The 23168-nt window shown below is 60.8% G+C and carries 25 protein-coding genes and 1 pseudogene; 11 read left to right on the top strand and 15 right to left on the bottom strand.

All coding sequences use genetic code 11. The annotated features are described in order from the left end of the window. Positions 1 to 7: 7 nt before the first annotated feature. Entirely contained in the window at positions 8 to 754 is a 747-nt protein-coding gene (locus CORTU0001_RS02760; protein ID WP_005327212.1) for a phosphoglyceromutase, read from the bottom strand. Positions 755 to 793: 39 nt separating this feature from the next. Next, positions 794 to 2059, bottom strand: coding sequence for a D-inositol-3-phosphate glycosyltransferase (gene mshA, locus CORTU0001_RS02755; protein ID WP_005327211.1), 1266 nt, complete (start codon positions 2057 to 2059; stop codon positions 794 to 796). A gap of 66 nt (positions 2060 to 2125) precedes the next feature. Between mshA and CORTU0001_RS02750 the strand changes: the two genes are divergently transcribed. The 4 genes from CORTU0001_RS02750 (at position 2126) to CORTU0001_RS02735 (ending at position 7652) form a co-directional block, all read left to right on the top strand. Beyond that, positions 2126 to 3841 (top strand): long-chain-fatty-acid--CoA ligase, encoded by a 1716-nt coding sequence (locus CORTU0001_RS02750; RefSeq protein WP_005327210.1) that lies wholly within the window; start codon positions 2126 to 2128, stop codon positions 3839 to 3841. A 1-nt stretch (position 3842) separates the two neighbouring features. Beyond that, positions 3843 to 4328 (top strand): methylated-DNA--[protein]-cysteine S-methyltransferase, encoded by a 486-nt coding sequence (locus CORTU0001_RS02745; RefSeq protein WP_005327209.1) that lies wholly within the window; start codon positions 3843 to 3845, stop codon positions 4326 to 4328. Between the two features lie 73 nt (positions 4329 to 4401). Next, positions 4402 to 6111, top strand: a complete 1710-nt coding sequence (locus CORTU0001_RS02740; protein WP_005327207.1) for a long-chain-fatty-acid--CoA ligase — start codon at positions 4402 to 4404, stop codon at positions 6109 to 6111. Positions 6112 to 6122: 11 nt separating this feature from the next. Continuing rightward, positions 6123 to 7652, top strand: a complete 1530-nt coding sequence (locus CORTU0001_RS02735) for an AMP-binding protein (protein ID WP_005327206.1) — start codon at positions 6123 to 6125, stop codon at positions 7650 to 7652. Here the strand turns inward: CORTU0001_RS02735 and CORTU0001_RS02730 are convergent. After that, positions 7649 to 8932 (bottom strand): YihY/virulence factor BrkB family protein, encoded by a 1284-nt coding sequence (locus tag CORTU0001_RS02730; RefSeq protein ID WP_005327205.1) that lies wholly within the window; start codon positions 8930 to 8932, stop codon positions 7649 to 7651. The genes CORTU0001_RS02735 and CORTU0001_RS02730 overlap by 4 nt on opposite strands. A 71-nt stretch (positions 8933 to 9003) precedes the next feature. Between CORTU0001_RS02730 and CORTU0001_RS02725 the strand changes: the two genes are divergently transcribed. Continuing rightward, the gene (locus tag CORTU0001_RS02725; protein WP_005327204.1) at positions 9004 to 9480 is read left to right on the top strand and encodes an S-ribosylhomocysteine lyase; all 477 of its coding nucleotides are present in this window, start codon (positions 9004 to 9006) and stop codon (positions 9478 to 9480) included. Positions 9481 to 9615: 135 nt separating this feature from the next. Here the strand turns inward: CORTU0001_RS02725 and CORTU0001_RS02720 are convergent, their stop codons facing one another. Then, a complete protein-coding gene (locus CORTU0001_RS02720) occupies positions 9616 to 10722 on the bottom strand; it encodes a UDP-N-acetylmuramate dehydrogenase (protein ID WP_005327203.1) in 1107 nt (368 codons plus the stop codon). A gap of 24 nt (positions 10723 to 10746) precedes the next feature. On the opposite strand from CORTU0001_RS02720, the gene CORTU0001_RS02715 reads away from it, so the two are divergent. From CORTU0001_RS02715 to CORTU0001_RS02705, 3 genes are all read left to right on the top strand, one after another. Further along, positions 10747 to 11238, top strand: coding sequence for a DUF2505 domain-containing protein (locus tag CORTU0001_RS02715; RefSeq protein ID WP_005327201.1), 492 nt, complete (start codon positions 10747 to 10749; stop codon positions 11236 to 11238). A 20-nt stretch (positions 11239 to 11258) separates the two neighbouring features. Further along, a complete protein-coding gene (locus CORTU0001_RS02710; RefSeq protein WP_005327200.1) occupies positions 11259 to 12071 on the top strand; it encodes a hypothetical protein in 813 nt (270 codons plus the stop codon). 108 nt (positions 12072 to 12179) lie between these two features. After that, positions 12180 to 13031 (top strand): LmeA family phospholipid-binding protein, encoded by an 852-nt coding sequence (locus CORTU0001_RS02705; RefSeq protein WP_005327199.1) that lies wholly within the window; start codon positions 12180 to 12182, stop codon positions 13029 to 13031. Here the strand turns inward: CORTU0001_RS02705 and CORTU0001_RS02700 are convergent. The 4 genes from CORTU0001_RS02700 to CORTU0001_RS02685 are packed head-to-tail and all read right to left on the bottom strand — an operon-like array spanning position 13028 to position 15630. Then, a complete protein-coding gene (locus tag CORTU0001_RS02700; protein ID WP_005327196.1) occupies positions 13028 to 13531 on the bottom strand; it encodes a beta/alpha barrel domain-containing protein in 504 nt (167 codons plus the stop codon). The two genes, CORTU0001_RS02705 and CORTU0001_RS02700, sit on opposite strands and share 4 nt — an antisense overlap. Further along, complete coding sequence (locus tag CORTU0001_RS02695) at positions 13531 to 13821, bottom strand: DUF2516 family protein (RefSeq protein ID WP_005327194.1); 291 nt, start codon at positions 13819 to 13821, stop codon at positions 13531 to 13533. Before CORTU0001_RS02695 ends, CORTU0001_RS02700 begins: the two co-directional genes overlap by 1 nt. Before the next feature lie 5 nt (positions 13822 to 13826). Continuing rightward, on the bottom strand, positions 13827 to 14264 hold the full coding sequence (locus CORTU0001_RS02690; protein ID WP_005327193.1) for a CGLAU_01105 family protein: 438 nt from the start codon (positions 14262 to 14264) through the stop codon (positions 13827 to 13829). A 19-nt stretch (positions 14265 to 14283) separates the two neighbouring features. Next, the gene (locus tag CORTU0001_RS02685; protein WP_005327192.1) at positions 14284 to 15630 is read right to left on the bottom strand and encodes a DUF445 domain-containing protein; all 1347 of its coding nucleotides are present in this window, start codon (positions 15628 to 15630) and stop codon (positions 14284 to 14286) included. Between the two features lie 218 nt (positions 15631 to 15848). On the opposite strand from CORTU0001_RS02685, the gene CORTU0001_RS02680 reads away from it, so the two are divergent. Next, positions 15849 to 16199: an exonuclease domain-containing protein gene (locus tag CORTU0001_RS02680; RefSeq protein WP_005327191.1), complete on the top strand. Its 351-nt coding sequence runs from the start codon at positions 15849 to 15851 to the stop codon at positions 16197 to 16199. Between the two features lie 49 nt (positions 16200 to 16248). Here the strand turns inward: CORTU0001_RS02680 and CORTU0001_RS11685 are convergent, their stop codons facing one another. The 3 genes and pseudogenes from CORTU0001_RS11685 to CORTU0001_RS11905 all read right to left on the bottom strand — a co-directional run bounded on the left by CORTU0001_RS11685 (position 16249) and on the right by CORTU0001_RS11905 (position 17531). Beyond that, the gene (locus CORTU0001_RS11685) at positions 16249 to 16548 is read right to left on the bottom strand and encodes an integrase core domain-containing protein (RefSeq protein WP_157749112.1); all 300 of its coding nucleotides are present in this window, start codon (positions 16546 to 16548) and stop codon (positions 16249 to 16251) included. Positions 16549 to 16600: 52 nt separating this feature from the next. Further along, a complete protein-coding gene (locus tag CORTU0001_RS11620) occupies positions 16601 to 17170 on the bottom strand; it encodes an IS3 family transposase (RefSeq protein WP_100067793.1) in 570 nt (189 codons plus the stop codon). A gap of 162 nt (positions 17171 to 17332) precedes the next feature. Continuing rightward, positions 17333 to 17531, bottom strand: a pseudogene (locus CORTU0001_RS11905) (hypothetical protein). Between the two features lie 48 nt (positions 17532 to 17579). Here CORTU0001_RS11905 and CORTU0001_RS11680 point away from each other — a divergent pair. Both CORTU0001_RS11680 and CORTU0001_RS02670 read left to right on the top strand, forming a co-directional pair. Further along, positions 17580 to 17759: a hypothetical protein gene (locus CORTU0001_RS11680; RefSeq protein WP_157749111.1), complete on the top strand. Its 180-nt coding sequence runs from the start codon at positions 17580 to 17582 to the stop codon at positions 17757 to 17759. Positions 17760 to 18470: 711 nt separating this feature from the next. Beyond that, positions 18471 to 18905, top strand: coding sequence for a hypothetical protein (locus tag CORTU0001_RS02670; RefSeq protein ID WP_034668021.1), 435 nt, complete (start codon positions 18471 to 18473; stop codon positions 18903 to 18905). A 126-nt stretch (positions 18906 to 19031) separates the two neighbouring features. Here the strand turns inward: CORTU0001_RS02670 and CORTU0001_RS11900 are convergent, their stop codons facing one another. From CORTU0001_RS11900 to CORTU0001_RS02650, 4 genes are all read right to left on the bottom strand, one after another. Next, positions 19032 to 19517, bottom strand: a complete 486-nt coding sequence (locus tag CORTU0001_RS11900) for a hypothetical protein (protein WP_234447399.1) — start codon at positions 19515 to 19517, stop codon at positions 19032 to 19034. A 446-nt stretch (positions 19518 to 19963) separates the two neighbouring features. Continuing rightward, positions 19964 to 20338, bottom strand: a complete 375-nt coding sequence (locus tag CORTU0001_RS02660; protein WP_005327186.1) for a hypothetical protein — start codon at positions 20336 to 20338, stop codon at positions 19964 to 19966. Positions 20339 to 20394: 56 nt separating this feature from the next. Next, entirely contained in the window at positions 20395 to 21144 is a 750-nt protein-coding gene (locus CORTU0001_RS02655; RefSeq protein ID WP_005327185.1) for a succinate dehydrogenase/fumarate reductase iron-sulfur subunit, read from the bottom strand. Next, positions 21144 to 23159 carry a fumarate reductase/succinate dehydrogenase flavoprotein subunit gene (locus CORTU0001_RS02650; RefSeq protein WP_005327184.1) on the bottom strand — a complete coding sequence of 672 codons (2016 nt, stop codon included), beginning with the start codon at positions 23157 to 23159 and terminating at the stop codon, positions 21144 to 21146. Before CORTU0001_RS02650 ends, CORTU0001_RS02655 begins: the two co-directional genes overlap by 1 nt. Positions 23160 to 23168: the final 9 nt, after the last annotated feature.

Here is a 23168-nt window from a genome sequence, read left to right as displayed (position 1 = left end):
CAGTTTCTTACTTACCGCCCTGCGCAGCAACGGCGGCGGCACCGGCAGCGGCGGCTTCCGGATCCAGGTAGGTGCCGCCTGGGTTTACTACGGAGCCGTCCTCGGTGATCTCATATACCAGCGGGATGCCGGTCGGAATATTCAGGCCGGCAATATCATCATCGGAGATATTGTCCAGGTGCTTGACCAGTGCGCGCAGGGAGTTGCCGTGCGCGGCGATGAGCACGGTTTCACCCTTCTTGGCACGTGGGAGGATTTCCTCCTCGAAGTACGGCACGAAGCGGGCGACGACGTCCTTCAGGCACTCGGTCTGCGGGACCTTATCCAGGTCCGCGTAGCGCGGGTCATTGACCTGGGAGTACTCGGAGTCATCGGCCAGCTCCGGCGGGCGCGTGTCATAGGAGCGGCGCCATGCCATGAACTTTTCCTCGCCGTATTCTTCCTTGGTCTCGGCCTTGTTCAGGCCCTGCAGGGCGCCGTAGTGGCGCTCGTTGAGGCGCCAGTCGCGCACCACTGGAATCCAGTGGCGGTCGGCGGCGTTGAGAGCGATGTTCGCGGTGCGGATAGCACGGCGAAGAAGAGAGGTATAGAGGACATCGGGCAGAACGCCTTCCTGCGCGAGCAGCTCACCGCCGCGCTTGGCTTCCGCCTCGCCCTTTTCGGTCAGATCTACATCGACCCAGCCAGTGAACTGGTTGGACTCGTTCCACTTGGATTGGCCATGGCGAAGAAGAATCAGCTTTCCGTTAGTCATGCCTCCAGCATGCCACGAAATTATTACCGGCGTCGGGGTTTAATCCCCAATCGCCCGCCGTTGATGGCAATCCGGGACCTTGATGCGGCTGGCCTCGTCATAGATTTCTGCGAGCGCGGCGGCGGAGCTGGCCCAGCTAAAGCGCGCGGCGTGGGCGACGGCGGCTTCGCCCATGGCGATGCGCATGGGGTCGTCGTCAAGCAGGCGGGCCAAGGCATCGGCCCAGTCGGATGGGTCATGCGAGTGCACCAGCAGGCCGGTCTCCCCTTCGGCCACGGCGATGGGCAGCCCGCCAACGGCCGCGGCTACCACCGGCGTGCCAGAGGCCTGGGCCTCCAGCGACACTAGGCCGAAGGACTCGTTATAGCTAGGCACCGCAACGATATCGGCCGCGCGGTAGACCCCCACCAGCTCCTCGGGCGGGCGGGCGCCCAAAAAGCGCACGCGCTTATCGACGCCCAACTCACGCGCCAACTCCCTATAGGCCTCCGGCGCCGTATTAGCCCCCGATGGTCCGCCACAAATGACCACGCGCAGGTTGCGGGTCGGTTCGCGGCGGAAGAGCTCGGCCGTGGCGCGAATGAGGACCTCTGGGCCCTTGAATTTTTGCAGACGCCCGACAAAAGCCACCACCTTGGTGTGCAGCGGAATACCCAACTCGCGGCGGGAGCGCTCGGTATTGCGGTCCGTGCCAGGGGTGAAAAGCTCGACGTCGGCGCCGGGCGAGACCACGCGAATAATGTCGCACTCGGCGTCGTAGTGCTCGGCCAAGTCGCGGGCCTCTTGCTCGGTATTGACCACGAGCAGGTCCGCGTTATCCACCAATTGCTGCTCACAGATGCGCCGGGCCTCGGACTCCAAGGTGTCATCCGCGGTCCGGGAGGCGTTTTTCACCGCGGCCAAGGTATGCGCCGTATGAATGAGCGGAATTCCCCAGAGATCCCGCAGCAGCCAGCCCACCTGACCAGAAAGCCAGTAGTGGGAATGAATAAGGTCATATTTTTTGCCCTGCCACTTGGCAAATTGCACCATGCCGCCGGCGAAGGCGGCCAGCTGGGTGGGCAAATCTTCTTTATCCAGGCCCTCGTATGGCCCGGCGACAATATTAATGACGCGCAGATGCGGCTCGACGTCAATGATTTCGCCCTGGCTAGGCCGGGTGGCGCGGGTGTAGACGTCTACCTCGATTCCCCGGCGGGCCAATTGGCGGGCACTGTTGAGGACGTAGACGTTCATGCCGCCGGCGTCCCCGGAGCCGGGCTGTTCAATCGGCGAGGTATGCATAGAGATCATGGCGATGCGCATGGCGCTCCATTCTAGCGGCGCTATACTGGCCCCTGCCAGAAACCTACGCTACCGAAAGGTCACGTTTTGTCCGCATACGAATCACAGGCTTGGCTCCAGTATTACCCGGAATGGACACCACATACGCTGGACTACGGCGACACCACGTTGCTGGATATCTACGACAACAATCTTGAGGTCAACGCCGATAAACCGGCCACCTACTTCTTCGGACGTACCCAAACGTATGCGGAGCTAGACCGCCAGGTTCGCGCAGCGGCCGCGGGCTTGAAGGCTTTCGGCGTGCGGCCAGGTGACCGCGTAGCCATCGTCGCGCCCAACTCGCCGCAGTACATCGCGGCGTTTTATGCCATCTTGAAGCTCGGTGCGCAGGTGGTACTACATAACCCGCTCTACACCGCCCATGAGCTGGAAGGACTCTTCCAAGATCACGGCGCACGCATCGCCATCGCCTGGGATAAGGCCGCGCCGACCTTGGAGAAGCTGCGCGCGACCACCAACCTGGAAACGGTCGTGTCCATCAACATGATCAACGCCATGCCCACCCTGCAGCGCGCCGCGTTGCGCTTGCCCATCCCGCCGCTCAAATCCAAGCGCGAACAGCTTTCTTCCCCGGCGCCCAATACCGTGCCGTGGGAAGCCTTGGTGGGCAACGCCATCGGTGGCGACGGTAGAGATATCACCACGCCGGAAGACGTGGACAAGGACACCATCGCGCTGATTATGTACACCTCTGGCACCACCGGCACCCCGAAGGGTGCCATGCTTTCTCACGGAAACCTGTTTTCCAACCTGATGCAGGGCAAGGCGTGGGTACCGGGCCTGGGCGATAAGCCCGAGCGCATGCTCGCCGCCCTCCCCTTCTTCCATGCTTATGGCCTGACCATGAACGTGACCCTGGCGCAGTTTATCGGCGGCGAACTAGTCATCCTGCCTAAGCCGGATATGTCGCTCATCATGCAGCTGATGAAAAAGCACACCCCGACCTGGGTACCGGGTGTACCGACGCTCTACGAGCGAATCGTCAAAGCCGCCGACGAGCAGCAGATCCCTATCAAGGGCGTGCGCGCAGCCTTCTCCGGCGCTTCTACCTTGCCTTCGGACACGGTCAAGAAGTGGGAGAACTATACCGGTGGCCTCTTGGTGGAAGGCTACGGCCTCACCGAGTGCTCGCCGATTATCGTGGGCAACCCCATGAGCACCGACCGCCGCCCCGGCTACGTGGGTATTCCGTTCCCGGATACCCAGGTGCGCATTGCCAACCCAGATAATCTGGACGAGACCCAGCCGGACGGCGTCGAAGGCGAGGTGCTGGCCCGCGGCCCGCAGATCTTCAAGGGCTACCTCAACAATGAAGAGGCCACCGAGGCCGCCTTCCACGGCGAATGGTTCCGCACCGGCGATATGGGCGTCATGGAAGAAGATGGCTTCATCCGCTTGGTCAGCCGCATCAAGGAAATCATCATCACCGGCGGCTTCAACGTGTATCCGGGCGAGGTGGAAGAAATCCTGCGCGAGCACCCAAGCATTGATGACGTCGCCGTGGTCGGCCGCCCGCGCGAGGACGGCTCCGAGGACGTCGTAGCCTGCCTCGACTTGGCCGATGGTGCCGCTCTCGACCCAGAGGGCCTCAAGGAATACTGCCGCGAACGCCTTACCCGCTACAAGGTCCCGCGCACCTTCTACCACTTTGAGGAGCTGGCCAAGGATCAGATGGGTAAGATCCGCCGCCGCGAGGTCCAGGCAGACCTTATCCGCCGCCTCGAGGCCGAAAAGGACTAGCATGTTCCGCCTCATCGATAGCCCCCTCGGACCCCTGCGCCTGCAGGCGAGCCCGCGGGGGCTTTCCCGTGTGGAATTCACCGCAACCGGCGCCCTGCAGGAAGCGGCGGACAGCGCGGTTAAAGGGGACTCCGAAAAGCACAGCGCAGCTGTGCTCGATGCGGCACAGACACAACTGGCGGAGTATTTCGCTGGCCGGCACCGCGCCTTCGAGTTGCCCCTAGACCCGCCCAGAACGACGGACTTTCGCGCCGCAGTCCACGCGCAGTTGATGAAGATTGCTTATGGGGAGACGGTCACTTATCGCGACGTCGCCAAGAAGCTCGGCCGGCCCGGCGCGACGCGGGCCGTGGGCAGTGCGTGCGGCGCCAATCCCCTACTCATCGTGCGGCCGTGCCACCGTGTACTGCGCAGCGATGGCGGGCTTGGCGGATACGCGGGTGGTCTGGAAGCCAAACGTTTTTTGCTGGCGCTGGAAGAAATCTAGAAGGATTCTTTCCGTTTGGGATAAACTATCCCCTCAGAAATAGTTTTTGTAGCCAAACGAAAGGTTTTGACGCGTGTCCGCTTCCACCTCCCAAGCCTGGCTCCAGCACTACAGCGACTGGACCCCACACACGTTGGACTACGGCGATAAAACCATCGTCGACTACTATCGCGATAACCTGCGGGTCAAGGCCAATAAATCCGCCACCTACTTCTTCGGCCGCACGCACACCTACGCGGAGCTCGATAGCCAGGTGCGCGCCGCCGCGGCCGGACTCAAGGCCTTTGGCATTCGCCCGGGCGATAAGGTAGCCATCGTCCTGCCCAACTGCCCCCAGCACGTCGTCGCCTTTTATGCGGTCCAGCTACTTGGCGCCACCGTGGTCGAGCACAACCCGCTTTATACTGCCCCGGAATTTGAGGGGCTACTCAAAGACCATGGCGCGCGCGTGGCTATCGCCTGGGATAAAACCGCCTCCACGCTAGAAAAGCTGCGCTCCACCACCCCACTGGAGACCATCGTCTCCGTCAACATGGTTGATGCCATGCCACCGCTGAAGCGCCTTGCACTGCGCCTGCCCATCCCGCCGCTGGCCGCCAAGCGCGAGCAGCTCACCAGCCCCGCGCCCAATACCGTCGAATGGTCCACACTCATCGGCGCGGCCATTGGCGGCGATGGCTCAGACCTCGATGTCCCTGAAATCTCCCAGGACGATATTGCGCTCATCCTCTATACTTCCGGCACCACCGGAAAGCCCAAGGGCGCGCTACTTTCGCATGGCAACCTCATTGCCAACGCCATCCAGGGCAAGGCCTGGGTGCCGCAGATGGGCAAACAACAAGAGCGCTTCCTCGCAGCGCTGCCCATCTTCCACGCCTATGGCATGACCACGCTGTGCATTTTCAGCATCTACCTGGGCGCCGAGCTCATCCTGCTTCCCTCCCCGCAGATGCCGCTCATCCTGGACGTCATAAAGAAGCGCACGCCTACCTGGCTGCCGGGCGTGCCCACGCTGTATCAAAAGATCATGGACGCGGCGGAAGAAAAGGACGTCGACTTAAGCGGCATCCGCAATGCCTTCTCCGGCGCCGCCACGCTGCCCGTAGAGATTGTGGAGCGCTGGGAGACCCTGACCGGCGGCCGGCTCGTGGAAGGCTTCGGCATGACGGAGACCTCCCCGGTACTTACGGCCAATCCCATGAATGGCAAGCACCGCCCCGGCTATGTGGGCGTGCCCTTCCCGGATACGGAAGTGCGCATTGCCAACCCCGATAACCTGGATAAAACCCAACCCGATGGCCAGCCAGGCGAGATGCTCGCGCGCGGCCCGCAGATTTTCCAGGGGTATTTTGGCAATGCCGCCGCTACCGAAAAGACCTTCCACAATGGTTGGTTCCGCACCGGCGATATGGCGCTCATGGAACCGGATGGCTATATCAAGCTGGTCAGCCGCATCAAAGAAATCATCATCACCGGCGGCTTCAACGTCTACCCCGCCGAGGTGGAAGAGGCGATTGCCCAGCATCCCGACGTCGTGGATGTCGCCGCCGTGGGCCGCCCGCGCCAGGATGGCTCTGAGGATGTCGTCGGCTGCGTCACCCTGCGCGATGGCGCCGTGCTTGATCCAGAAGGCCTGAAGGAATTCTGCCGCGAGCGCCTGACCCGCTATAAGGTGCCGCGCACCTTCTACCACTTCGAAGATCTGGCGCGCGACCACCTGGGCAAAATCCGCCGCCACCAGGTGCGCAAGGACCTACTCGAGCTGCTGGAGGCAAAGGCCTAAACTTAGCGGCTATGGCAGATATTCATTACGGCGCTACTTTGACGGATTTCCTCGCGGCCGCCGTCGCGAGGTTTCCCCAGCGTCCCGCCACCTATTTCGCTGGCCACACGCTCACCTATAGCGAGCTCGACGCCCAGGTGGCGGCCGCGGCCGGTGCCCTGCGCGAGATGGGCGTGCGCCCCGGCGACCGCGTGGCGCTCCTGCTGCCCAATTGCCCGCAGCACGTGGTGGCATTCTTTGCCATTCTGCGCTTGGGCGCGGTGGTGGTGGAGCACAATCCGCGCTATACCGCGCACGAGCTTACCCCGCTGCTCGCCCACCATGGCGCCCGCGTGGCGATTGCCTGGGAGGACATTGCCCCCACCGTCTCCGCGCAGGTAGAGACCACCATTTCCGTTTCCCTGAGCGCACCGCTTCCGCTAAACGGCACCCCGGTGGAGCCGTACCCGGCCACGCTTGCCGACGCCGCCCTTATCCTCTACACCTCCGGCACCACCGCCCGCCCCAAGGGCGTGGTCTTAACCCACGGCAACCTCGCGGCCAACTGCCTGCAGCTGGAAACCCAAGCCCCGCTGCGCCCCGGCCATGAGCGCTTCTTGGCCGCGCTGCCCATGTTCCATTCCTATGGCCTGACGATGAGCGTGCTGCTCGCGGTGCGCTGTGCGGCCGAGATCATCCTGCTGCCTGCCCCACACACCGACGCGGTGACCAAGGTGCTAGCCACGCGCCGCCCCACCTGGATGCCGGGCGTGCCCACCATCTACGAACGCGCCATGAACTACGCGGCCACGGCCGCAAACTCCGAGCCTCCCTCGGATCTTGGCGGGGTGCGCTACTCCATCTCGGGCGCGGCCTCGCTCCCCTCGCGCATCATCGAGCCATGGGAGGCATGCACCGGCGGCATGCTGGTGGAAGGCTATGGGCTTACGGAGACCTCTCCCGTGCTGACTATCAACCCCCTCGATGACACCCGGCGCGCCGGCACCATCGGCCTGCCGCTGCCGGATACGCAGCTGCGCATCGGCGATCCTCACGACCTCAGCCGCACCCAGCCGGATGGCGAGGCCGGCGAGATCCTCGCCCGCGGCCCGCAAGTCTTTAGCGGCTACCTTGCCGACGCCCCCGCCACCGCCGCCGCCTTCCATGACGGCTGGTTCCGCACCGGGGATATGGGCGTGCGCCAGCCCGACGGCCATATCCGCTTGGTGGGCCGCATCAAGGAAATCATCATCACCGGTGGTTTCAATGTCTATCCCGGCGAGGTCGAGGAGGCTTTAACCTCCCATCCTGATATTGCCCAGGCCGCGGTCGTGGGCATTCCTCGCTCCGATGGTTCAGAGGACGTCGCCGCCTGCGTGGTGCTTGCCCCCGGCGCGCAGCTCGACGAATCCGCCTTGCGCGACCATTGCCGCGGGTTGGTGGCGCGCTATAAGGTACCGCAGCGCTTCTTTGCCATGGAGGCGCTCGCCAGCGATCAGCTGGGCAAGCTGCGCCGCCGCGATGTCCAGCGCGATCTCCTCGCCCTGCTCAGCCAGGGCTAGCCTTTTTCCTGCTCTCCCCGGCGCACCGCCTGCTCGTAGATACGCTCAGAACGCTCCTCTAGTTCGCGCTGGGCGCGGGCTTGGGACTTAGCGGCGGCGTCGGAACGCGGCGGGGCCTGGATATGCCGCGCGGCGTGCAGGCCCAATTGCAGCTCTTTGGCGCGCAGGATTTCCGCATCGAGCTTGATGCCCAGAATGAGCATCGTATTAGATAGCCACACGGCCATGAATACGGCCATGATGAGGCTGAAGGCGCCGTAGACGCTGGCTCCGGCAAAGCGCTGGGTATACAGCGCAAATGCTCCCCACACCACAACATTGGTGCTCAGTGCTACGACGGAGCCTAGGGTTATCCACCGAAAGCGCGCCGGCCGCACGTTCGGGGAAAAGTGATACAAGATGGCGATCAAGCTCAGCACAATCACCACGGTGAGCGGGAAGCGCAGCCAATTCCACACTGGCATGAAGATCCCACCCAAAAAGTCCGCGGTGCCTTGCATATCCAGCTTGCCCGCGAGGGGATCGATAACGCCGCTCACGATGGTATCGCGCAGCAGGTTAGCAAAGAGCACGATGACCGCACCGATGACGAGAACAATGGTAAGCCCCCACATCAGCGCCCAGGTGCGGATGATTCCGCGGCCTTCCACTCGCCCATAGACGGTATTGGCCGTGCGCGAGAAGGCGCGCACATAGGCCGAGGCCGCAAAGAGCGAAATCAGCACGGATACCACCAGCGCGAAGGTGCCTTGCGCCGTGGAACCAATGATGGAGCCAACCAGTTTTTCGGCCTGCTCCGTCATGGAACTGGGCACGTAGTCCGCAATGAATTGCGAGGTTAATTCGTGCACCTCGGCACGCCGCGAGGAGAAAATGAGCGTGGCGATGGAATAGGCGGCCAGCACCGTGGGGGCAAAGGCCATGAGCGTGAAGTACGTCATCGTGGCCGCACGGTCCATCAAGGCATCATGGAAGAAATCGACCCACACGCGGCGCACCACCAGCCCCCAGCTTTCCTTACGCAAGCGGTTGCCTCGGGCCAGGGGATCTACTTCCTCGGTATGACCCTCAATCTTGACCACGGTGGGCGCGGTGCTGGGCACGATCTTATCCGCCCCCTCGTACCCGGATTCGCTTACCGGAGTAGCCGCGGCGCTCGACGGAGTGCCGGCAGGCTGGCGGCCAGCAGGCTGCTTGCTTTCAGGCTGTACGGCAGAAGGCAAGTCCCCAGGGGTGCGTGCGGCGCCGGGGGCCTCGGCGGCGTCGTCGAGAGTGCTCATATTATCCCAGCGTATGCGGTAAAGAATCTATTTCAGGAAGTGACACTCAGCCGTGATTACACTGGAGAAGCATGAATGACCAGAATGAAAAGAAGCTCAACGTTAAGTCCTTCGAACTCGACCACCGCCTAGTCAGCGCGCCATATATCCGCGTGGCCGACCGCACGGATTTGGGCGGCGGCGTCGAAATCGTCAAGTATGACCTGCGTTTCTGCCAGCCTAACCAGGACCACCTGGATACCAAGGCGCTGCACTCGGTGGAGCACATGATGGCAAACTTCATGCGCAACTACACCGATAAGCTCATCGGTTTCGCCCCGATGGGCTGCCGCACCGGCTTCTACGCCATCACCAACGGCATGGAACAGGACGAGCTGCTGCGCGCGGTGGAAGGCGCGCTCAACGATATTCTTAACGCTACCGAGGTACCGGCCGCCAACGAAGAGCAGTGCGGCTGGGGTGCGCACCACAGCTTGGAGGGCGCGCAGGAGGCAGCCCGCGCATTCTTGGGCGCTAAGGATGAGTGGCTCCAGGTCATGGCCGCCTAAGCCAGTCGCCGGCGCGAGAGGCGCCGAACTGAAAAGCAGCCACGATAGACCCGAAAACCGCGTGGTTAAGGGCGCTATCGTGGCTGCTTTGTAGGTTTTATGCCCCAGAGACCGAAGCGACAGCGCGGTCGCGCGCTACTCGTCGAGGGAAAGGCCGATCCACACGGGCTCGGGCACGAGCTCCACGCCGAAGGTTTCCTGGACGCCGTCGCGGATGGTGCGGGCGAGATCCACGATATCGGCGGCCTTAGCCTCGCCGCGGTTGGTCAGCGCCAGCGTGTGCTTCGTCGAGAGCGTGGCCCGGCCGGAGCCCGGGTAGCCCTTGGCAAACCCAGCGCGGTCAATAAGCCAGGCGGCGGAGAGCTTTTCCCAGCCGGTCTCTGTAGAGGGGTGGCGGGGCATGGAGTCTGCGGTGGCGTCGCCAAGCGAGGCACGGACCTTGGCCTGGACGGCGTCGGCAAGAGCGGAGTCCACCACCGGGTTGGTAAAGAAAGAGCCAGCGGACCAGGTGTCATGGTCGGTGGGGTCGAGCACCATACCCTTGCCGCGGCGGAGCTTGAGGACCTCCTCGCGGACCTCGGCCACGGGGCGGCGCTCGCCCGGGTTCTGGGTGAGCTGGCCAAAGCGCAGCGGGCGGGAAAGGCCCTCGGTATCGAGCTGCAGCTCCACCTCAAGGACCACGGCGCGGCCGGTGAATTTCAGGTTGGAATAGCGGTACGCTAGCTCCAGATCGGAGGCGGGGACCCACTCATCGGCATCGGTACGGCGGTTATAGAGGCGCACGCGGGTCAGGACCTCAGAGATCTCCGCGCCATAGGCACCCACATTCTGCACGGGTACCGCACCCACGGTGCCGGGAATGCCGGAGAGGCACTCGATGCCGCCCATGCCGAGCTGCACGGAGCGAGCCACCACGTCATCCCAGACGGCGCCCGCCTGTGCGCGCACCATGCCGGTCTCGGTGTCCATAGAGACCTCGTCGAAGTCGAGGATGACCGCGACGAGATCCACTGCGCCATCGGCCACCAAGAGGTTGGAGCCGCCGCCAACGACTATGAACTTCACTTCGGCGTGATCAAGGGCACGCACCACGGCGACGGCGGCCTCCGGCTGCGAGCAGCGCAGTGCGGCCTGCGGTTTTCCGCCCACACGCAGTGTAGTCAGGTCCGCGAAGGTGGCGGTGGGGTCCAGTTCTACCCCGTCGATCGCTGTGAGCTGTTGCGTCAAAGATTTATCAAGCACGCCTACCAAGGTAGTCTGTTAGGCATGTCAACCCGTAGTGAAAACACCGTAACCATCAATCAGCCCATCGAAAAGGTCCACAAGGCGCTGCTCACCAAGGAATACTGGGAGTACATCGTGGCCAACCTCTCCCCCGAGGCGGGCCAGGTGCACGACTTCAGCGATAACGTTGCCACCCTTTTCGAAGTTCTGCCGACCACCCTGCTGCCAGAGGCAGTGCGCGCCATGGTCTCCCAGGACCTCAAGGTCAAGCGCGTGGTTACCGTCGGCGAGCTCAACGGTGAGGCTGCTGACGTTAACTACACCGCGGATGTCAAGGGCACCCCGGTTGATTTCAAGGGCGATATCTCCCTGGCTGGCGAGGGCGAGATGACCAAGCTGTCCTACGTCAACGAGATTTCCGTCAATATTCCGATGATGGGCGCCGCCATCGAGCCGAAGGTGGGCGAGTCCCTGGCTGAGCTTTTCGATAACGAAGGCAAGCTCACCGAGCAGTGGATCTCTGAGAACGCCTAAGTTCTTAAGACCCAATATCTATGGCCGACCACGCACATAATCTGCGCGCCAGCGCAGCTGCGGGTCGGCCTTTTGGCGTTATTACCCGCGGCACCACCAATCACAATCGCCTGCGCCGCTGCGATAGATGGATGCTCGCGCACCCAGAGATTTCCACGCTGCTGCGGCACGTGGAAAAGCCGCTCGCGCTCGACGTAGGCTACGGGGCTTCGCACGCGACCACCGTGGAGTGGGCAGGGTGGCTGCGCCGGGCGAATCCGCAGGTAGACGTCCGCGGGCTCGAAATCCATCCGGACCGGGTCCTGCCGCCGCGCGACGGCGTGCGCTTCGAGCTGGGCGGTTTTGAGCTGGCCGGCTACCGGCCGCAGCTGGTGCGCGCATTTAATGTGCTGCGCCAGTATGACGTGGACCAGGTCGAAGAGGCCTGGCAGACGGTGTGTTCTCGGCTGGCACCCGGCGGCTTCTTTGTGGAGGGCACCTGCGATGAGCTGGGCCGGCGCGCGGCCTGGTTGCTGCTCGATGCCCATGGTCCGCGGACGCTCACCCTGGCGTGGGACCCGTTCGACGTGGCGCGCCCCTCCGATATTGCCGAGCGCCTGCCCAAAATCCTCATCCACCGCAACGTGCCCGGCGAGCCCATCCACGAGCTGCTTCAGGCCGCCGACGAGGCCTGGGACCACGCGGCGGGGTGGGCGCCTTACGGTCCACGCGTGCGCTGGCGCATGGCACGAGCCGCGCTTGCCGACGCCCCCTTTAACATCCACCCCGTCCGCCGGCGCCTGCGCGATAATGTGCTCACCGTGGACTGGGAATCGGTGGCGCCGCGGGACTAAACGCGCCGCGCGAGGATAGCAGCTGGGGAGCTGTGAAGTGCCTAGCAATGTGCCCGAAGGCTCCCACAAACTTTGCCCCGCGCCGTCTCATGCGCCACACTGGTACGCATGGCTTCGAAGAAATCGGCGGGTTCACTCGCCTGGAAAATCATCATTGGCATCCTCGTAGCACTGCTCGTGCTCATCCTCTTGGCCGAGTTCGGCCTGCGATGGTTCATCGGCCACCAGATGACCTCGCAATTCAACGAGGCCGCGGAGCAAGAGGGAATCCAGGTCAAAGAAGACCCCTCCGTCAGCTTTGGCGGCAGCCCGCTGCTATTGGGCCTGTTGAAGGGATCTATTTCCCAAATGGATATGACCACACCGTCCACCCTGCAAATCGATGGCACTGATATCAAGGGCCAGCCTGCCTCCGAGATCCACGTGGAAGATATGAGCACCGACCAAGAGAATCCGGTGGCCGGCAAGCTGCGCGCGTCTACCACCGTGCCGGATGATTACCTGCTGGCGTCCTTCCAAAAGGGCATTTCCGAGCAGGCCGGCAGCGAGAAGGTGGGCAATATGGTGGTCACGGAGATTAACGCCAATGAACAGGACCATGTGCTGGACGTGAAGTTCGCAGGCGGCCTAGCCAACCTCTCACTAGAGCCCACCGCCCACGATGGAAAGCTCGATATCCGCGCCACCGAGGCCTCCATCTTTGGCCTCGAGCTGCCGGACCAGGCCACCGAAGCCATCTCCTCCGCGCTGCAAAACGGCATGTCGGATCAGTTCGTGGGCTCGGACATGAACGTCGATTCCGTGGAGGTGCTCGATGGCGAGCTCAAGCTCACCATCACCGGCACTGATGTTCCGATGAACGACATGGATAAGTTCGCCGGCGGCGGTAACTCCGCGGGCCAGGGCGGCGCCACGGGCAATGGCGCGCCGCAGCAGGACGCGCAAAAGGAAGCCGCCTAAACCAAAGCAGCGGGAAATTCGAGGACCGGAAGCGTGGCAGCGGCCAACGCCGGTCCTTTTTTCATGCCTTCTTCACCGGCACCGGATTCCGCGCGGTCCGCAGCCTCGCAGCTGCGCACAATGAGGCGCTGGTAGCCGGCTTGGTGGGCGGCGTTGAGGGTGGCGTCGGCAAGCGGGGCGTCTGGGACGATGAGGCCCAAGCGGGCCGGATCCGGGCAGGCCTCGCGGATGGCGATGAGCTCGGAGAGCACGGCATTGGCATCCGTCACGGTCTCATCGAGGCTGACCCACACCTCGCTGGCGCCGGATTGGATGGCCAAGCGCGCCTCAGAGGCCTTGATGAGCGTGTGGTGGCGGCCGGTGGGATAACCGGCAACGGAGATGATATCGGCCGCGCCGGCCCCCGCGGCAATGGAAACATGGTGCGGGGAGACCACGACGGTGTTATCGGCGGCATGGTCCTTGACCGTCGCGGCCGAGGCGTTAAGCAGGTTAAGCATTAGTAGCTGTAATCGCCGTTGATGATGGCCTTGAGCTGCGGGCGCACATCAAACCAGTACACGCCGGTAATAACCGCGCCGATCCAAGACAGGAATGGCATGCCGGTGGCCATCGCTACCGCCGAGCCCGCCAGCAGGCCTACCCATACCCACTTACCTTGTCGGTCACCGGCTCGGAAGGCATCCTCGCGCGTGGCAGCAGCGAGGACCGCGCCGACGATGGCGGTCAGGGCGAGGATGCGCAGAATATAGGCATCCAAGTGGTACGCAATTTCCAAAAGTGAATACATGTAGTTTAATTCTGTGGATCGTCAGTCTCGATTACTTCGCCATCGATAATATTATCGCCCTGCGAAGGAGCCGAATTCTGGCCGGGGCGCGACGCATTCTTCTTTTCCGCGCGGCGGGCCTGGGCGGAATTATAAGCGTCCATGACACCCTCGCGGGTCTCGTTATAGGCGGTAGTGAACTTGCCCTTGGCGTCAGCGAAAGACGCGGACTCGCGGGTGCCGTCCGCGGCCTTCTTCAAGGAAGCACCAAACTCCTTCGCGGTGGTGGTGGCTTTATCTACTAGGCCGTCCTTGCCAGTGTTGCCATAGGGGCTCTCAGCCTCCGCGCCATGAGCGTGCTGGGTGCGTTCTTCTTGCAGGCGGCCACCGAAGTCCTTGGCTACCTCAAAAGCAGCGCTGCCGGCATCTTTCAGGGAATCGAAAATCTTCTTATTATCACTCATTGCTCATTACTCCTTATGTCTAAGCACCAAAGATAAGGTGGTTGATCGCGAATATCACCAATCCTGCCAGGGAACCGACGATAGTGCCGTTCAAACGAATAAATTGCAGGTCCTTACCCACCATGAGCTCGATATTTTGGGAGGCTTCCTCCGCATCCCAGCGCTTGATGGTCTCTGGAATAATCGCGATGATTTCCGGGGCGAATTTCTCCACGGCATAGCGCGCGGCCTTATCCACCAGTGCATTGGCCTGGGCCAAGAATTCGGAGTCTTCGAGCAGGCGGTGCGCCAGCTCCTTGACCTTGGCCGTTATCTTTTGGCGCAAGAAAGACTCCGAGTCATTGAGCTGGTCAATGAGAGTGGTGGAGACCGTGCGCCACATGGCAGCCGGTGCCTGCTGGGCTTGGTCGGAGGCGAGCATTTCTTGCTTGATTCCCTCGATGCGCCCGCGCATGTCCTCATCCCACTGCAGATCAGAGGCGAGCTTGGACAGGTTGCGGCGAATGGCTAGGCGGGCCTCGTGATTGCCATTGCGGCGGACCTCATCGGCGAATTCCACGAGCTCGGTATAGACCTTCTCCCCCACCATCTCGCGGGCAAAGCGCGGTGCCCAGCCAGGCATGCGCTCATCAATGGCGGTGACCACCGTGGATTCCATGCTGAGAATCTTGCCGTGTGCCCAGTCGATCAGGTCGTCTTCCAGGGGGCGTGCCTTGCCGTCTGCAATATAGCCCTCCAGCAGCCTACCCAGCGGCGGGCCCCACTCGGGCTCGGCTAGACGGTCCATGACTTGGGTGCGGATGAAATGCTCCGCCTCCGCAGGATCCAAATCCGACACCACGCTGGCCGCACGCTCACCAATCCACGCGGAGACCTCCTCCGCCTTGCCCGGCTCTACGCCCTGGCGCGCCAGCCATAGCGGCAGCTCCGCCTCGCGAACCTTGGCGCTAAGCGCATCTGCGGTGAGGAAGTTTTCTTCCACAAAGTCACTCAGGGCATCGCCCACGCGGTCCTTATTATTCGGAATCAGCGCCGTATGCGGGATGGGCAGTCCCATGGGCCGGCGGAAAAGCGCGGTCACCGCAAACCAGTCCGCCAGGCCACCTACCATGCCGGCCTCTGCCGCTGCACGCACGTAGCCCACCCACACAGGTGCCCCGCTTTCCGACGCCTGCCACCACGAACACCCCAAAAAGATCACCGCCGCACCAATCAGAAACGACAGCGCAATCGCCTTCCACCGCCGCAGGTCCGCCCGCCGGGCCTCCTGGTTACCAGCCTGCGGCACGGGAGCAGCACCCGACGATGCCGGCTCCGGTGCCGATGCGGCTGCGGATTCGAGGCCTTCGTCCGCGCGGTGCGTCATGAGTTCTCCTTGGGTTGGGAAGGTGCATTCGGATTTCGGCTATTAAGCCTAGTGCGTATTTAAAAGCACTCGACCTCTGCCTTCAGTAGTTAAGTTTATGAACGAAGAATGTGAGCATCATCCTGAAGTCAGGTTCCTTGGAAGGCGTCTTAGAGTACCTAGGGGTTCAAAACCACATTTTCGCTAGAACTCGGTTCCTTAATTATGGACGCCCTCCAATGCCCTCTTCGGGTTCAAAATTGATCCTCACGGAATCAGCCCGCACGGCCGGTGTCGACGATGACAAGGACGAGTTCTTCCCCGTTATTGACACCATTGACCTTGCCAAGCAATTACTGGACCGTGGCCCCTACAGCCTACCGACACTCCTCGACCGCCTAGGACTAGATAATCCGGACGCACACGCGGCAGTAGCCGATGCGACCGCCACGGTGAAAATGCTCCACGCCCTTTTCGGGTTCAAACGCGGCGAAATTGGCTGCAAGATTTTGCGCCAAGGCCAAGCATTCCGAACCACCAACAACTGGCGTAAAAGCCACGCAGCCCCACTACTCCCCCGCAACATATAGGCCTACCACCAGCACAACCACTGACATTGAAGTGCCCCGAGTTTTGTTCCTAGGCATTTGCCTTGATTTCTATTATTTCTTGCGACGGGTTCTGCTTCCAAAAATCGGTTTCCACTTCGACTGGGGTTCGGTATCCCAAACTTTGGTGAAGTCTCGTCTCGTTCCACCATGACACCCACTCGAACGTAGCGATTTCTGCTTGGACAACGTCATTCCACCTGCGAGTATGGATCAGCTCGTTCTTGTAGGAGCCGTTAACGTTTTCAGCAAGAGCATTGTCATAGGAGTCACCAACAGTCCCAGTAGAAGCGGCAATCCCGTGCTGGGCAAGTCGCTCGTTGTAGACCACGCTGACATACTGCGAGCCGTGATCCGAATGGTGAATGAGACCTGTTGTTTCCTCAGCACACTTGGGTCGCCTGGTTGAGAGCTTGCAGCGGCAGTGCTTCGGTACGCATGGAGTCTGATAACGCCCACCCAACGATCCGTCGGGAGTAACCGTCGGTGACAAACGCGGCATACACAAAGCCTTTTTCGTGCGCACATACGCAAATGTCAGCAACCCACAGCTTATTCGGTCCTTGAGCTTTGAATTCACGCTCGACCAAGTCTGGGCGCAGATCAGGCATGTTAGCTTTTCGGGTTGTAATTGGTGATCCACCTTTGCCTTTGCCAGAAACACCGGCCAGGTGCATCAACCGAGCGGTTTGTTCACGACCGATATCTATTCCGGCACGGCGGAGAGCATGCCACATTATCCGCACGCCGTAGACGCCGTAATTGTCTCGATGAACAGCACTAATGCGTTCAACCAGAACAGCATCGCGAAGGCGACGAGCGCTTAATCCACGGGTCTTGGACTGGCGATACCCACGCGAGGTGATAAACCCACCAGCCCGGTTACTTTTCAACGTCTTACAAATGAACTCAACAGAGAAACAATTCCGGTATTCATCGATGAACCGGATCATTTCCGACGTTTTGGGTCGAGTCCTGACGCGAAAAAAGCCGAGGCACCCTTCAGTAGCTCATTAGTATCGCGTAGCTCTTGATTTTCACGACGCAACCTCGCGTTTTCGGCGGCCAAATCTTCAGGCACAGACTCTGGGACGTTTCCCGAACGGCGGGCAAGCTTAAGTCCATTGACGAGCTGTGTGCCATGAAACCCCCAACTTTGGAGCTACTGCCTGGCACGCCGCCTGCATCGACATATTTTCCGCCAAGATGCGATCTTCCACAAGACGAACCACACGGTTCTTGGCATCCTGGTCAAATTTCCTTGGCATGTTCCAGATTTTCCCATCTACTCAAACGGAACAAAACCTGGGACACTTCAATAAAAATCAGCAACCTAGCTATCCGTCGTGTACACATGAAATCATGTCTACACGTAAACGTCCGCCCTCACCCGCTGCCCAAGCTGCCCGCGCCCGCCTGGAGTCTTTCGCCCCAGAGGCTGCTCACCGCCTAGGCGAGCACTACACCGTCGAGGACGTCCAAGTCGCTACCCTCCACGCCCTGGAGCTGCCGCTGCCACGCCCCCCGCGCTTGTATCGATGAACGTACGCGTGCCTGCTGACCTCAAGGCTCGAGCGACTGATGCGGCCCGCTCGCGCGGCGTCACCCTGCAGGCCCTTGTGGCTGAAGCACTAGGAGCTTTTATCGAACAAGGGCGCTAATCGCCGCTTGAATTTTCGACGCTGCTCAAGCCCTGCAACCCCAGCCTTCCTGAGGGAGGGAGGGGGGAGAGAGCGCCGTGCCTCCAGTGTGAAAAAAGGGGCACTAGCGGGGGTTCTTCCGTCGGTCGGTCGGTCGCTTAGGTGGCTCCGGACATTACTCCGGGGCAGTGACGGCATGTGTACGCATTCTGGCGGCTGCTGGAGCTATCAGCAGGACTCGCGGCTTCTCTCCCCAGATTCAGCACTCCTTTTCGCCCCAAGCTCACGCGCTGGGGAAGCATCTGGCTGATGCGCACTCGCGAAAAACTCTGGCTCTGACCCAGGGCTGCCCGGTGTAAGCGGGGGGATTTCTTTATTTTTCCGGCCCTCGATGTCCGGGCTTGCGGTGGTTCCAATTGAAGTGCCCCGAGTTTTGTTCCTAGGCATTTGCCTTGATTTCTATTATTGCTTGGGGCGAGTTCTGCCTCCAAAACTCGGGGCACTTCAGAGCACGATTCTAGAAATAAACCCTTGAGGATATTTTTCGGCTGTAAAATACAGTGAATTGGTGCAGGACAAAAATTTTGGCGCATTGAAGTGTGGAGTGTGGAATATGAAGACTGAGTGGAGCTCATCAGCTTTCGGGGGCTATATGAATTCTCTTTTGAAGAGATATTTCGCTGAAGAAAACCTGATTTCCCCAGGGGCTGTCGAGCTTAGAGCGGCCTGGAGAACGCCTCGATTCGCCTACTGCGTATTTTCAGTAATGAGAGTTACGCGAGGACTTGCGTATGTTGGTATGGAAATGTTCCCAATACCGAGTACTGGGGGCGTCTCTTCGGAGGAAGATACTGCTGTAAAAGGTTGGGCGGATCAACTTGCTGGAGACCCACTTGTCGGGGACTTGGACTATGGATCAGGAGATAAAATCGAGTGGCTTGGGGAAGTCAGCGACAACGTTCCTCAGCATTTTATGGAATTGAGAAGGATGAAAGCAGACAGAAGGATAGACGCAGAGCTTTACATTCCGCTAACGGGCCACGGCTAACCTTTTCCTTATGTCTTATCGGATTTATTTTTGATGAAAATCATTAGCACAAACAAAAGTGACCTTAACTAACTGCTCTAGTTAAGGTCACTTTTCTCGCATCACCATTTTACGATTTAATTACGCTCAAACCGTAAACGGACGTCCGTAGTCAATGTACTCATTACTCTTTTCCTGGAACGGAGCTAAAAGGTAGCGGCTTTTCCATGGGCAAGGAACTCTCCACAGATAGTAATCATTACCTACATATCCGTCTTCCCGTAGCACTCCTTCTGCCTCAGGTTGGGGGCGTACAACTCCATTAAACTTGTCGGGTATAAGGGCTCTACGACCTACTGGATCTGTCCACTGGAAATCATGTTCCCATCCTTCGTTAAAAGAACACCCATCGAAATAAACTAATACCTCACTCGGCGAACTGAGAGAATGGGGAGGGTTCGCTATCGGAATTTCCTCGTACCAAATGTCATGGTCTACTTTTTTGCCTTCCTCAATCCACTCGAGAATCTCTTGCTCATCAAAACTGGCACCTGCCAAGACCTGGATTGCTGCATCAGGATCGGATAGAAAGAAGCGTTTGACGTAGGCGAGATAAATATTAGATATATGCATTAACCGAGTCCTATCTTTTAAAGGTTGCCAAGAATTTTACATTCAACGCGAGCCGGAAAAGGGTAGAAAGGTGAAGTAATGGCAGACATTGTTCATGAAGCCTAGGACACGCAACTGTGCGCGTTGTTTATTGGGGCGCACGGGGACACTGGAGACTACGAGTACGCACTAGACGCCGCCAACAGTGCCGCCAAGCACCTACAGGTAATACAGGCGGAGTTGCCTGCCACTTCCCCACTGGCCCGCGACGCCGGCACACTCGCCAAGTTTGTACGCGCAGCACAACGGAATCTGTCTCAACAACGGCTCGCAAATAATCCCGACGAACTTCTAGACTTAGCCACCAGACTGAAAGAGTCGCTGGAAGGGGCGGATATGCAACACCCCCGCCTCCCTGCATGTCATGCATGCTGGTGGAAGCGGGGGTTGCGTGCTAAAGAAACGATTTAGTTGGCTCGGCCGGTTTCCTTGCGGTACTTGCGGTAGTAGCGGCGGCCGTAGTGGACGGTGCCTACTGCGGCGATGGCCACAGCCACCAGAGCGATAATGCCGATGATGGTGGTCAGGGTGTAGTCACCCTCGCCGGCGGTGCCCAGCGGGGTATCCCACACGCCCAGGCCCCAGATGAGGATGCCGGCGGCTGGGAGGCAAGACAGGATCAGACCCATGCCCACCCAAGTGGAGGTGCGCAGGAGGGAAGAGTGAGGAGCACCGAAGGATACTGGATCGTAGCCCTCAATGTAGGTGTCCTGAATCTTGCCGGAGAACTCCGGGTAGGTCTCGCTGGCGTAGTCAGCGACTGCGTGGGTGTTATCGCTCATGGCGGAGTCTTTCTGTCTTTCTCTCGTTCCTTGTATTCCTACGGAATAACCTTAGCTTAGTCGTCCTTGCCACGGAAAGCAGCACGTGCACGTTCGCGGGTAACCGCAGAAACTGCGGTCAGCGGAACGCCGGCCGGGCACACATCGGCGCACTCACCGTAGAGGGAGCAGTGGCCGAAGTTGGCTTCCAGGTCATCGACCATGTTGCGGGCGCGGCGGCCACGCTCTTCCTTGCCCAGCGGCATGAGGGAGAGGTGCACCAGCTTCGCACCGGTAAATAGGTGGGCCGCACCGTTCGGGCAGGCAGCGACGCAGGCACCGCAGCCAATGCAGGCGGCGTGGTCCAGCGAGTACTCGGAGGTCTCATGGTTGATGTGCATGGTATCCGCATCCGGGGCGGTACCAGCGTCCATGGAGACGTAGCCGCCCTGCTCCATCACGTGATCCAGTGCCGCACGGTCGACGATCATGTCCTTGATGACCGGGTAAGCAGCGGAACGGAACGGCTCCAGCTTGATGGTCTGGCCATCGGTGAAGTTGAACAGGCGCTGCTGGCAGGCCGGGGTGTTCTGCCCAGGGCCGTGTGGACGGCCGTTGACGGTCAGACCACAGGTACCACAGATGCCCTCACGGCAGTCGGAAGCGAAGGCGAAAGGCTCTTCGCCGCGCTCAATGTAGCCCTCGTTGACGTGATCCAGCAGCTCCAGGATGGACATCTGCTCAGAGGCGTCATCCACCTGGACGGTCTCGAAGTGGCCTTCTTGGGTCGGTCCGGCTTGACGCCAGATCTCAAGTGTCAGTTTCATTACTTGTAGTTCCTTGTCATCAGCGGGATCGAATCAAAGTACAGCGGCTCGGCGTGGCGGATGAACTCGTTCTTATTAGCGCCGGGCTCCCAAGCGGAAACGAAGCACCAGTTCTCATCGTCGCGTTCTGCCTCGCCGTCCTCGGTGAGGTGGTCCTCGCGGAAGTGAGCGCCACAGGACTCATCGCGGTCCAGAGCGTCAACACACATGAGCTCGCCCAAGTCCAGGTAGTCGGCAACGCGCAGGCCGTACTCCAGCACCTGGTTCATGTCGTTGGCCTCACCCGGAATGCGGACGTTAGCCCAGAAGTCCTCGCGCAGCTCGCGGATCTTGGTGATCGCGGTCTTGAGGTCCTCGACGTTACGGGAGACGCCGCAGCCGTGGTAGAGGATATCGCCCAGCTGGCGGTGGTAGTAGGACGGACCGTGCGGGTTCTCACCGCGCACGCCCATGAGGCGGTCGATGCGCTCCTGGGACTGCGCCAGGGTTGCCTGTGCCTCTGGGGAATCCTCGGCCAGCTTCTCCTCGTTGAGGTGGTCAGCCAAGTAGTTCGGGATGGTAAACGGCAGGGTGAACCAGCCGTCGACGGAAGCCGAAAGCAGGGAGTTAGCACCCAGGCGGTTAGCACCGTGGTAGGTCCAGGAGCACTCACCGGCGGCAAAGAGGCCGTCGATGGAGGTCATCTCATTGAAGTCGGTCCACAGGCCACCCATGGTGAAGTGGCAGGTCGGGGCGATGCGCATCGGGGTCTCATAAGCAGACTCGCCGATAGCCTCTTCGTACATCTCGATGAGGTTGGAGTAGCGCTCGCGGATCTTGTCCTTGCCCAGGCGCTCGATGGCGTCGCGGAAGTCCAGGTACACCGAGTTGTGCAGCGGGCCAACGCCTAGGCCGGCGTTGATCTGCTGGGAGATGGCACGGGAAGCAACGTCGCGCGGAACCAGGTTGCCGAATGCCGGGTAGCGGCGCTCCAAGAAGTAGTCGCGCTCTTCTTCCGGAATGGTATTCGGGTCGCGGTCGTCGCCCTCCTTCTTCGGGGACCAAATGCGGCCGTCGTTACGCAGGGACTCCGACATCAAGATGGTCTTGGACTGCCAATCGGAGTTGACCGGCAGGCCCGTCGGGTGGAACTGCACGAAGGCCGGGGAGGCCAGGTAGGCACCGCTGTCATACGCACGCATCATGGCGCTGGCATTGGAGTTCTTAGCCAGGGTGGACATGTGGTAGACGTTGCCGTAGCCGCCGGTACCCAGCACGACTGCATGGCCGGTGAAGGCCTTGAGCTCACCGGTGATCAGGTTGCGGGTAACGATGCCGCCAGCGCGCTTCTTGCCATTGTCGTTGTAGACGATGATGTCCTGCAGGTCATTGTGGGCAAAGAGCTCCACATTGCCCAAACCAATCTGGCGGTAGAGCGCAGAGGTGGTGGACAGCTGCAGCTGCTGACCTGTTTGGCCACGGGTGTAGTAGGTACGGGAGACCTGCACACCACCGAAGGAACGGGTAGCCAGGGTGCCGCCGTACTCGCGAGCGAACGGGGCGCCGATGGCGTTCATGTGGTCAATAACGCGAACGGACTCGTTTGCCAGGCGCCAGCAGTCGGACTCACGGCAGCGGTAGTCGCCGCCCTTAACGGTGTCCTTGGTGTGGCGGTAGGCGGAGTCATTGTCCACCTTCTTGGCACGGGAGGCGTTGACGCCACCCTGCGCGGCAATGGAGTGCGCGCGGCGCGGGGAGTCGTGGTAGGTGAATACCTTTACCTTGTAGCCCAGCTCGCCCAGTGCGGCCGCAGCGGCGCCGGCGGATAGGCCGGTACCGACAACGAGGACCTCAAACTTGCGGCGGTTCAGTGGGGAAACCAGCTGCATGTGGTCCTTTTGGTGGGACCACATGTCCTTCATTGGCACGCCGTGCGGCTCGTGGGATTCCAGAATGTTGCCGGCGGATACGCCCGGAACGATGGACTGTGGGTGCGAGAACTTGGGGTGCTCGCGCTTGAGTTCAGTATTAGTCATGGGTTTCTA

Source organism: Corynebacterium tuberculostearicum SK141 (genome assembly GCF_000175635.1).
GTDB classification, from domain to species: domain Bacteria; phylum Actinomycetota; class Actinomycetes; order Mycobacteriales; family Mycobacteriaceae; genus Corynebacterium; species Corynebacterium tuberculostearicum_C.
The sequence above is the reverse complement of the archived record's forward strand: the minus strand, read 5'-3'. Positions and strand labels throughout refer to the sequence as shown.

Excerpts from the sequence above, each read along its gene's own strand:
- CORTU0001_RS02760 (WP_005327212.1), bottom strand. The coding sequence starts at position 754 with ATGACTAACGGAAAGCTGATTCTTCTTCGCCATGGCCAATCCAAGTGG.
- mshA (WP_005327211.1), bottom strand. The coding sequence starts at position 2,059 with ATGCGCATCGCCATGATCTCTATGCATACCTCGCCGATTGAACAGCCC.
- CORTU0001_RS02745 (WP_005327209.1), top strand. The coding sequence starts at position 3,843 with ATGTTCCGCCTCATCGATAGCCCCCTCGGACCCCTGCGCCTGCAGGCG.
- CORTU0001_RS02735 (WP_005327206.1), top strand. The coding sequence starts at position 6,123 with ATGGCAGATATTCATTACGGCGCTACTTTGACGGATTTCCTCGCGGCC.
- CORTU0001_RS02730 (WP_005327205.1), bottom strand. The coding sequence starts at position 8,932 with ATGAGCACTCTCGACGACGCCGCCGAGGCCCCCGGCGCCGCACGCACC.
- CORTU0001_RS02725 (WP_005327204.1), top strand. The coding sequence starts at position 9,004 with ATGAATGACCAGAATGAAAAGAAGCTCAACGTTAAGTCCTTCGAACTC.
- CORTU0001_RS02715 (WP_005327201.1), top strand. The coding sequence starts at position 10,747 with ATGTCAACCCGTAGTGAAAACACCGTAACCATCAATCAGCCCATCGAA.
- CORTU0001_RS02710 (WP_005327200.1), top strand. The coding sequence starts at position 11,259 with ATGGCCGACCACGCACATAATCTGCGCGCCAGCGCAGCTGCGGGTCGG.
- CORTU0001_RS02705 (WP_005327199.1), top strand. The coding sequence starts at position 12,180 with ATGGCTTCGAAGAAATCGGCGGGTTCACTCGCCTGGAAAATCATCATT.
- CORTU0001_RS02700 (WP_005327196.1), bottom strand. The coding sequence starts at position 13,531 with ATGCTTAACCTGCTTAACGCCTCGGCCGCGACGGTCAAGGACCATGCC.
- CORTU0001_RS02695 (WP_005327194.1), bottom strand. The coding sequence starts at position 13,821 with ATGTATTCACTTTTGGAAATTGCGTACCACTTGGATGCCTATATTCTG.
- CORTU0001_RS02690 (WP_005327193.1), bottom strand. The coding sequence starts at position 14,264 with ATGAGTGATAATAAGAAGATTTTCGATTCCCTGAAAGATGCCGGCAGC.
- CORTU0001_RS02685 (WP_005327192.1), bottom strand. The coding sequence starts at position 15,630 with ATGACGCACCGCGCGGACGAAGGCCTCGAATCCGCAGCCGCATCGGCA.
- CORTU0001_RS02680 (WP_005327191.1), top strand. The coding sequence starts at position 15,849 with ATGCCCTCTTCGGGTTCAAAATTGATCCTCACGGAATCAGCCCGCACG.
- CORTU0001_RS11620 (WP_100067793.1), bottom strand. The coding sequence starts at position 17,170 with ATGATCCGGTTCATCGATGAATACCGGAATTGTTTCTCTGTTGAGTTC.
- CORTU0001_RS11680 (WP_157749111.1), top strand. The coding sequence starts at position 17,580 with ATGTCTACACGTAAACGTCCGCCCTCACCCGCTGCCCAAGCTGCCCGC.
- CORTU0001_RS02670 (WP_034668021.1), top strand. The coding sequence starts at position 18,471 with ATGAAGACTGAGTGGAGCTCATCAGCTTTCGGGGGCTATATGAATTCT.
- CORTU0001_RS11900 (WP_234447399.1), bottom strand. The coding sequence starts at position 19,517 with ATGCATATATCTAATATTTATCTCGCCTACGTCAAACGCTTCTTTCTA.
- CORTU0001_RS02660 (WP_005327186.1), bottom strand. The coding sequence starts at position 20,338 with ATGAGCGATAACACCCACGCAGTCGCTGACTACGCCAGCGAGACCTAC.
- CORTU0001_RS02655 (WP_005327185.1), bottom strand. The coding sequence starts at position 21,144 with ATGAAACTGACACTTGAGATCTGGCGTCAAGCCGGACCGACCCAAGAA.
- CORTU0001_RS02650 (WP_005327184.1), bottom strand. The coding sequence starts at position 23,159 with ATGACTAATACTGAACTCAAGCGCGAGCACCCCAAGTTCTCGCACCCA.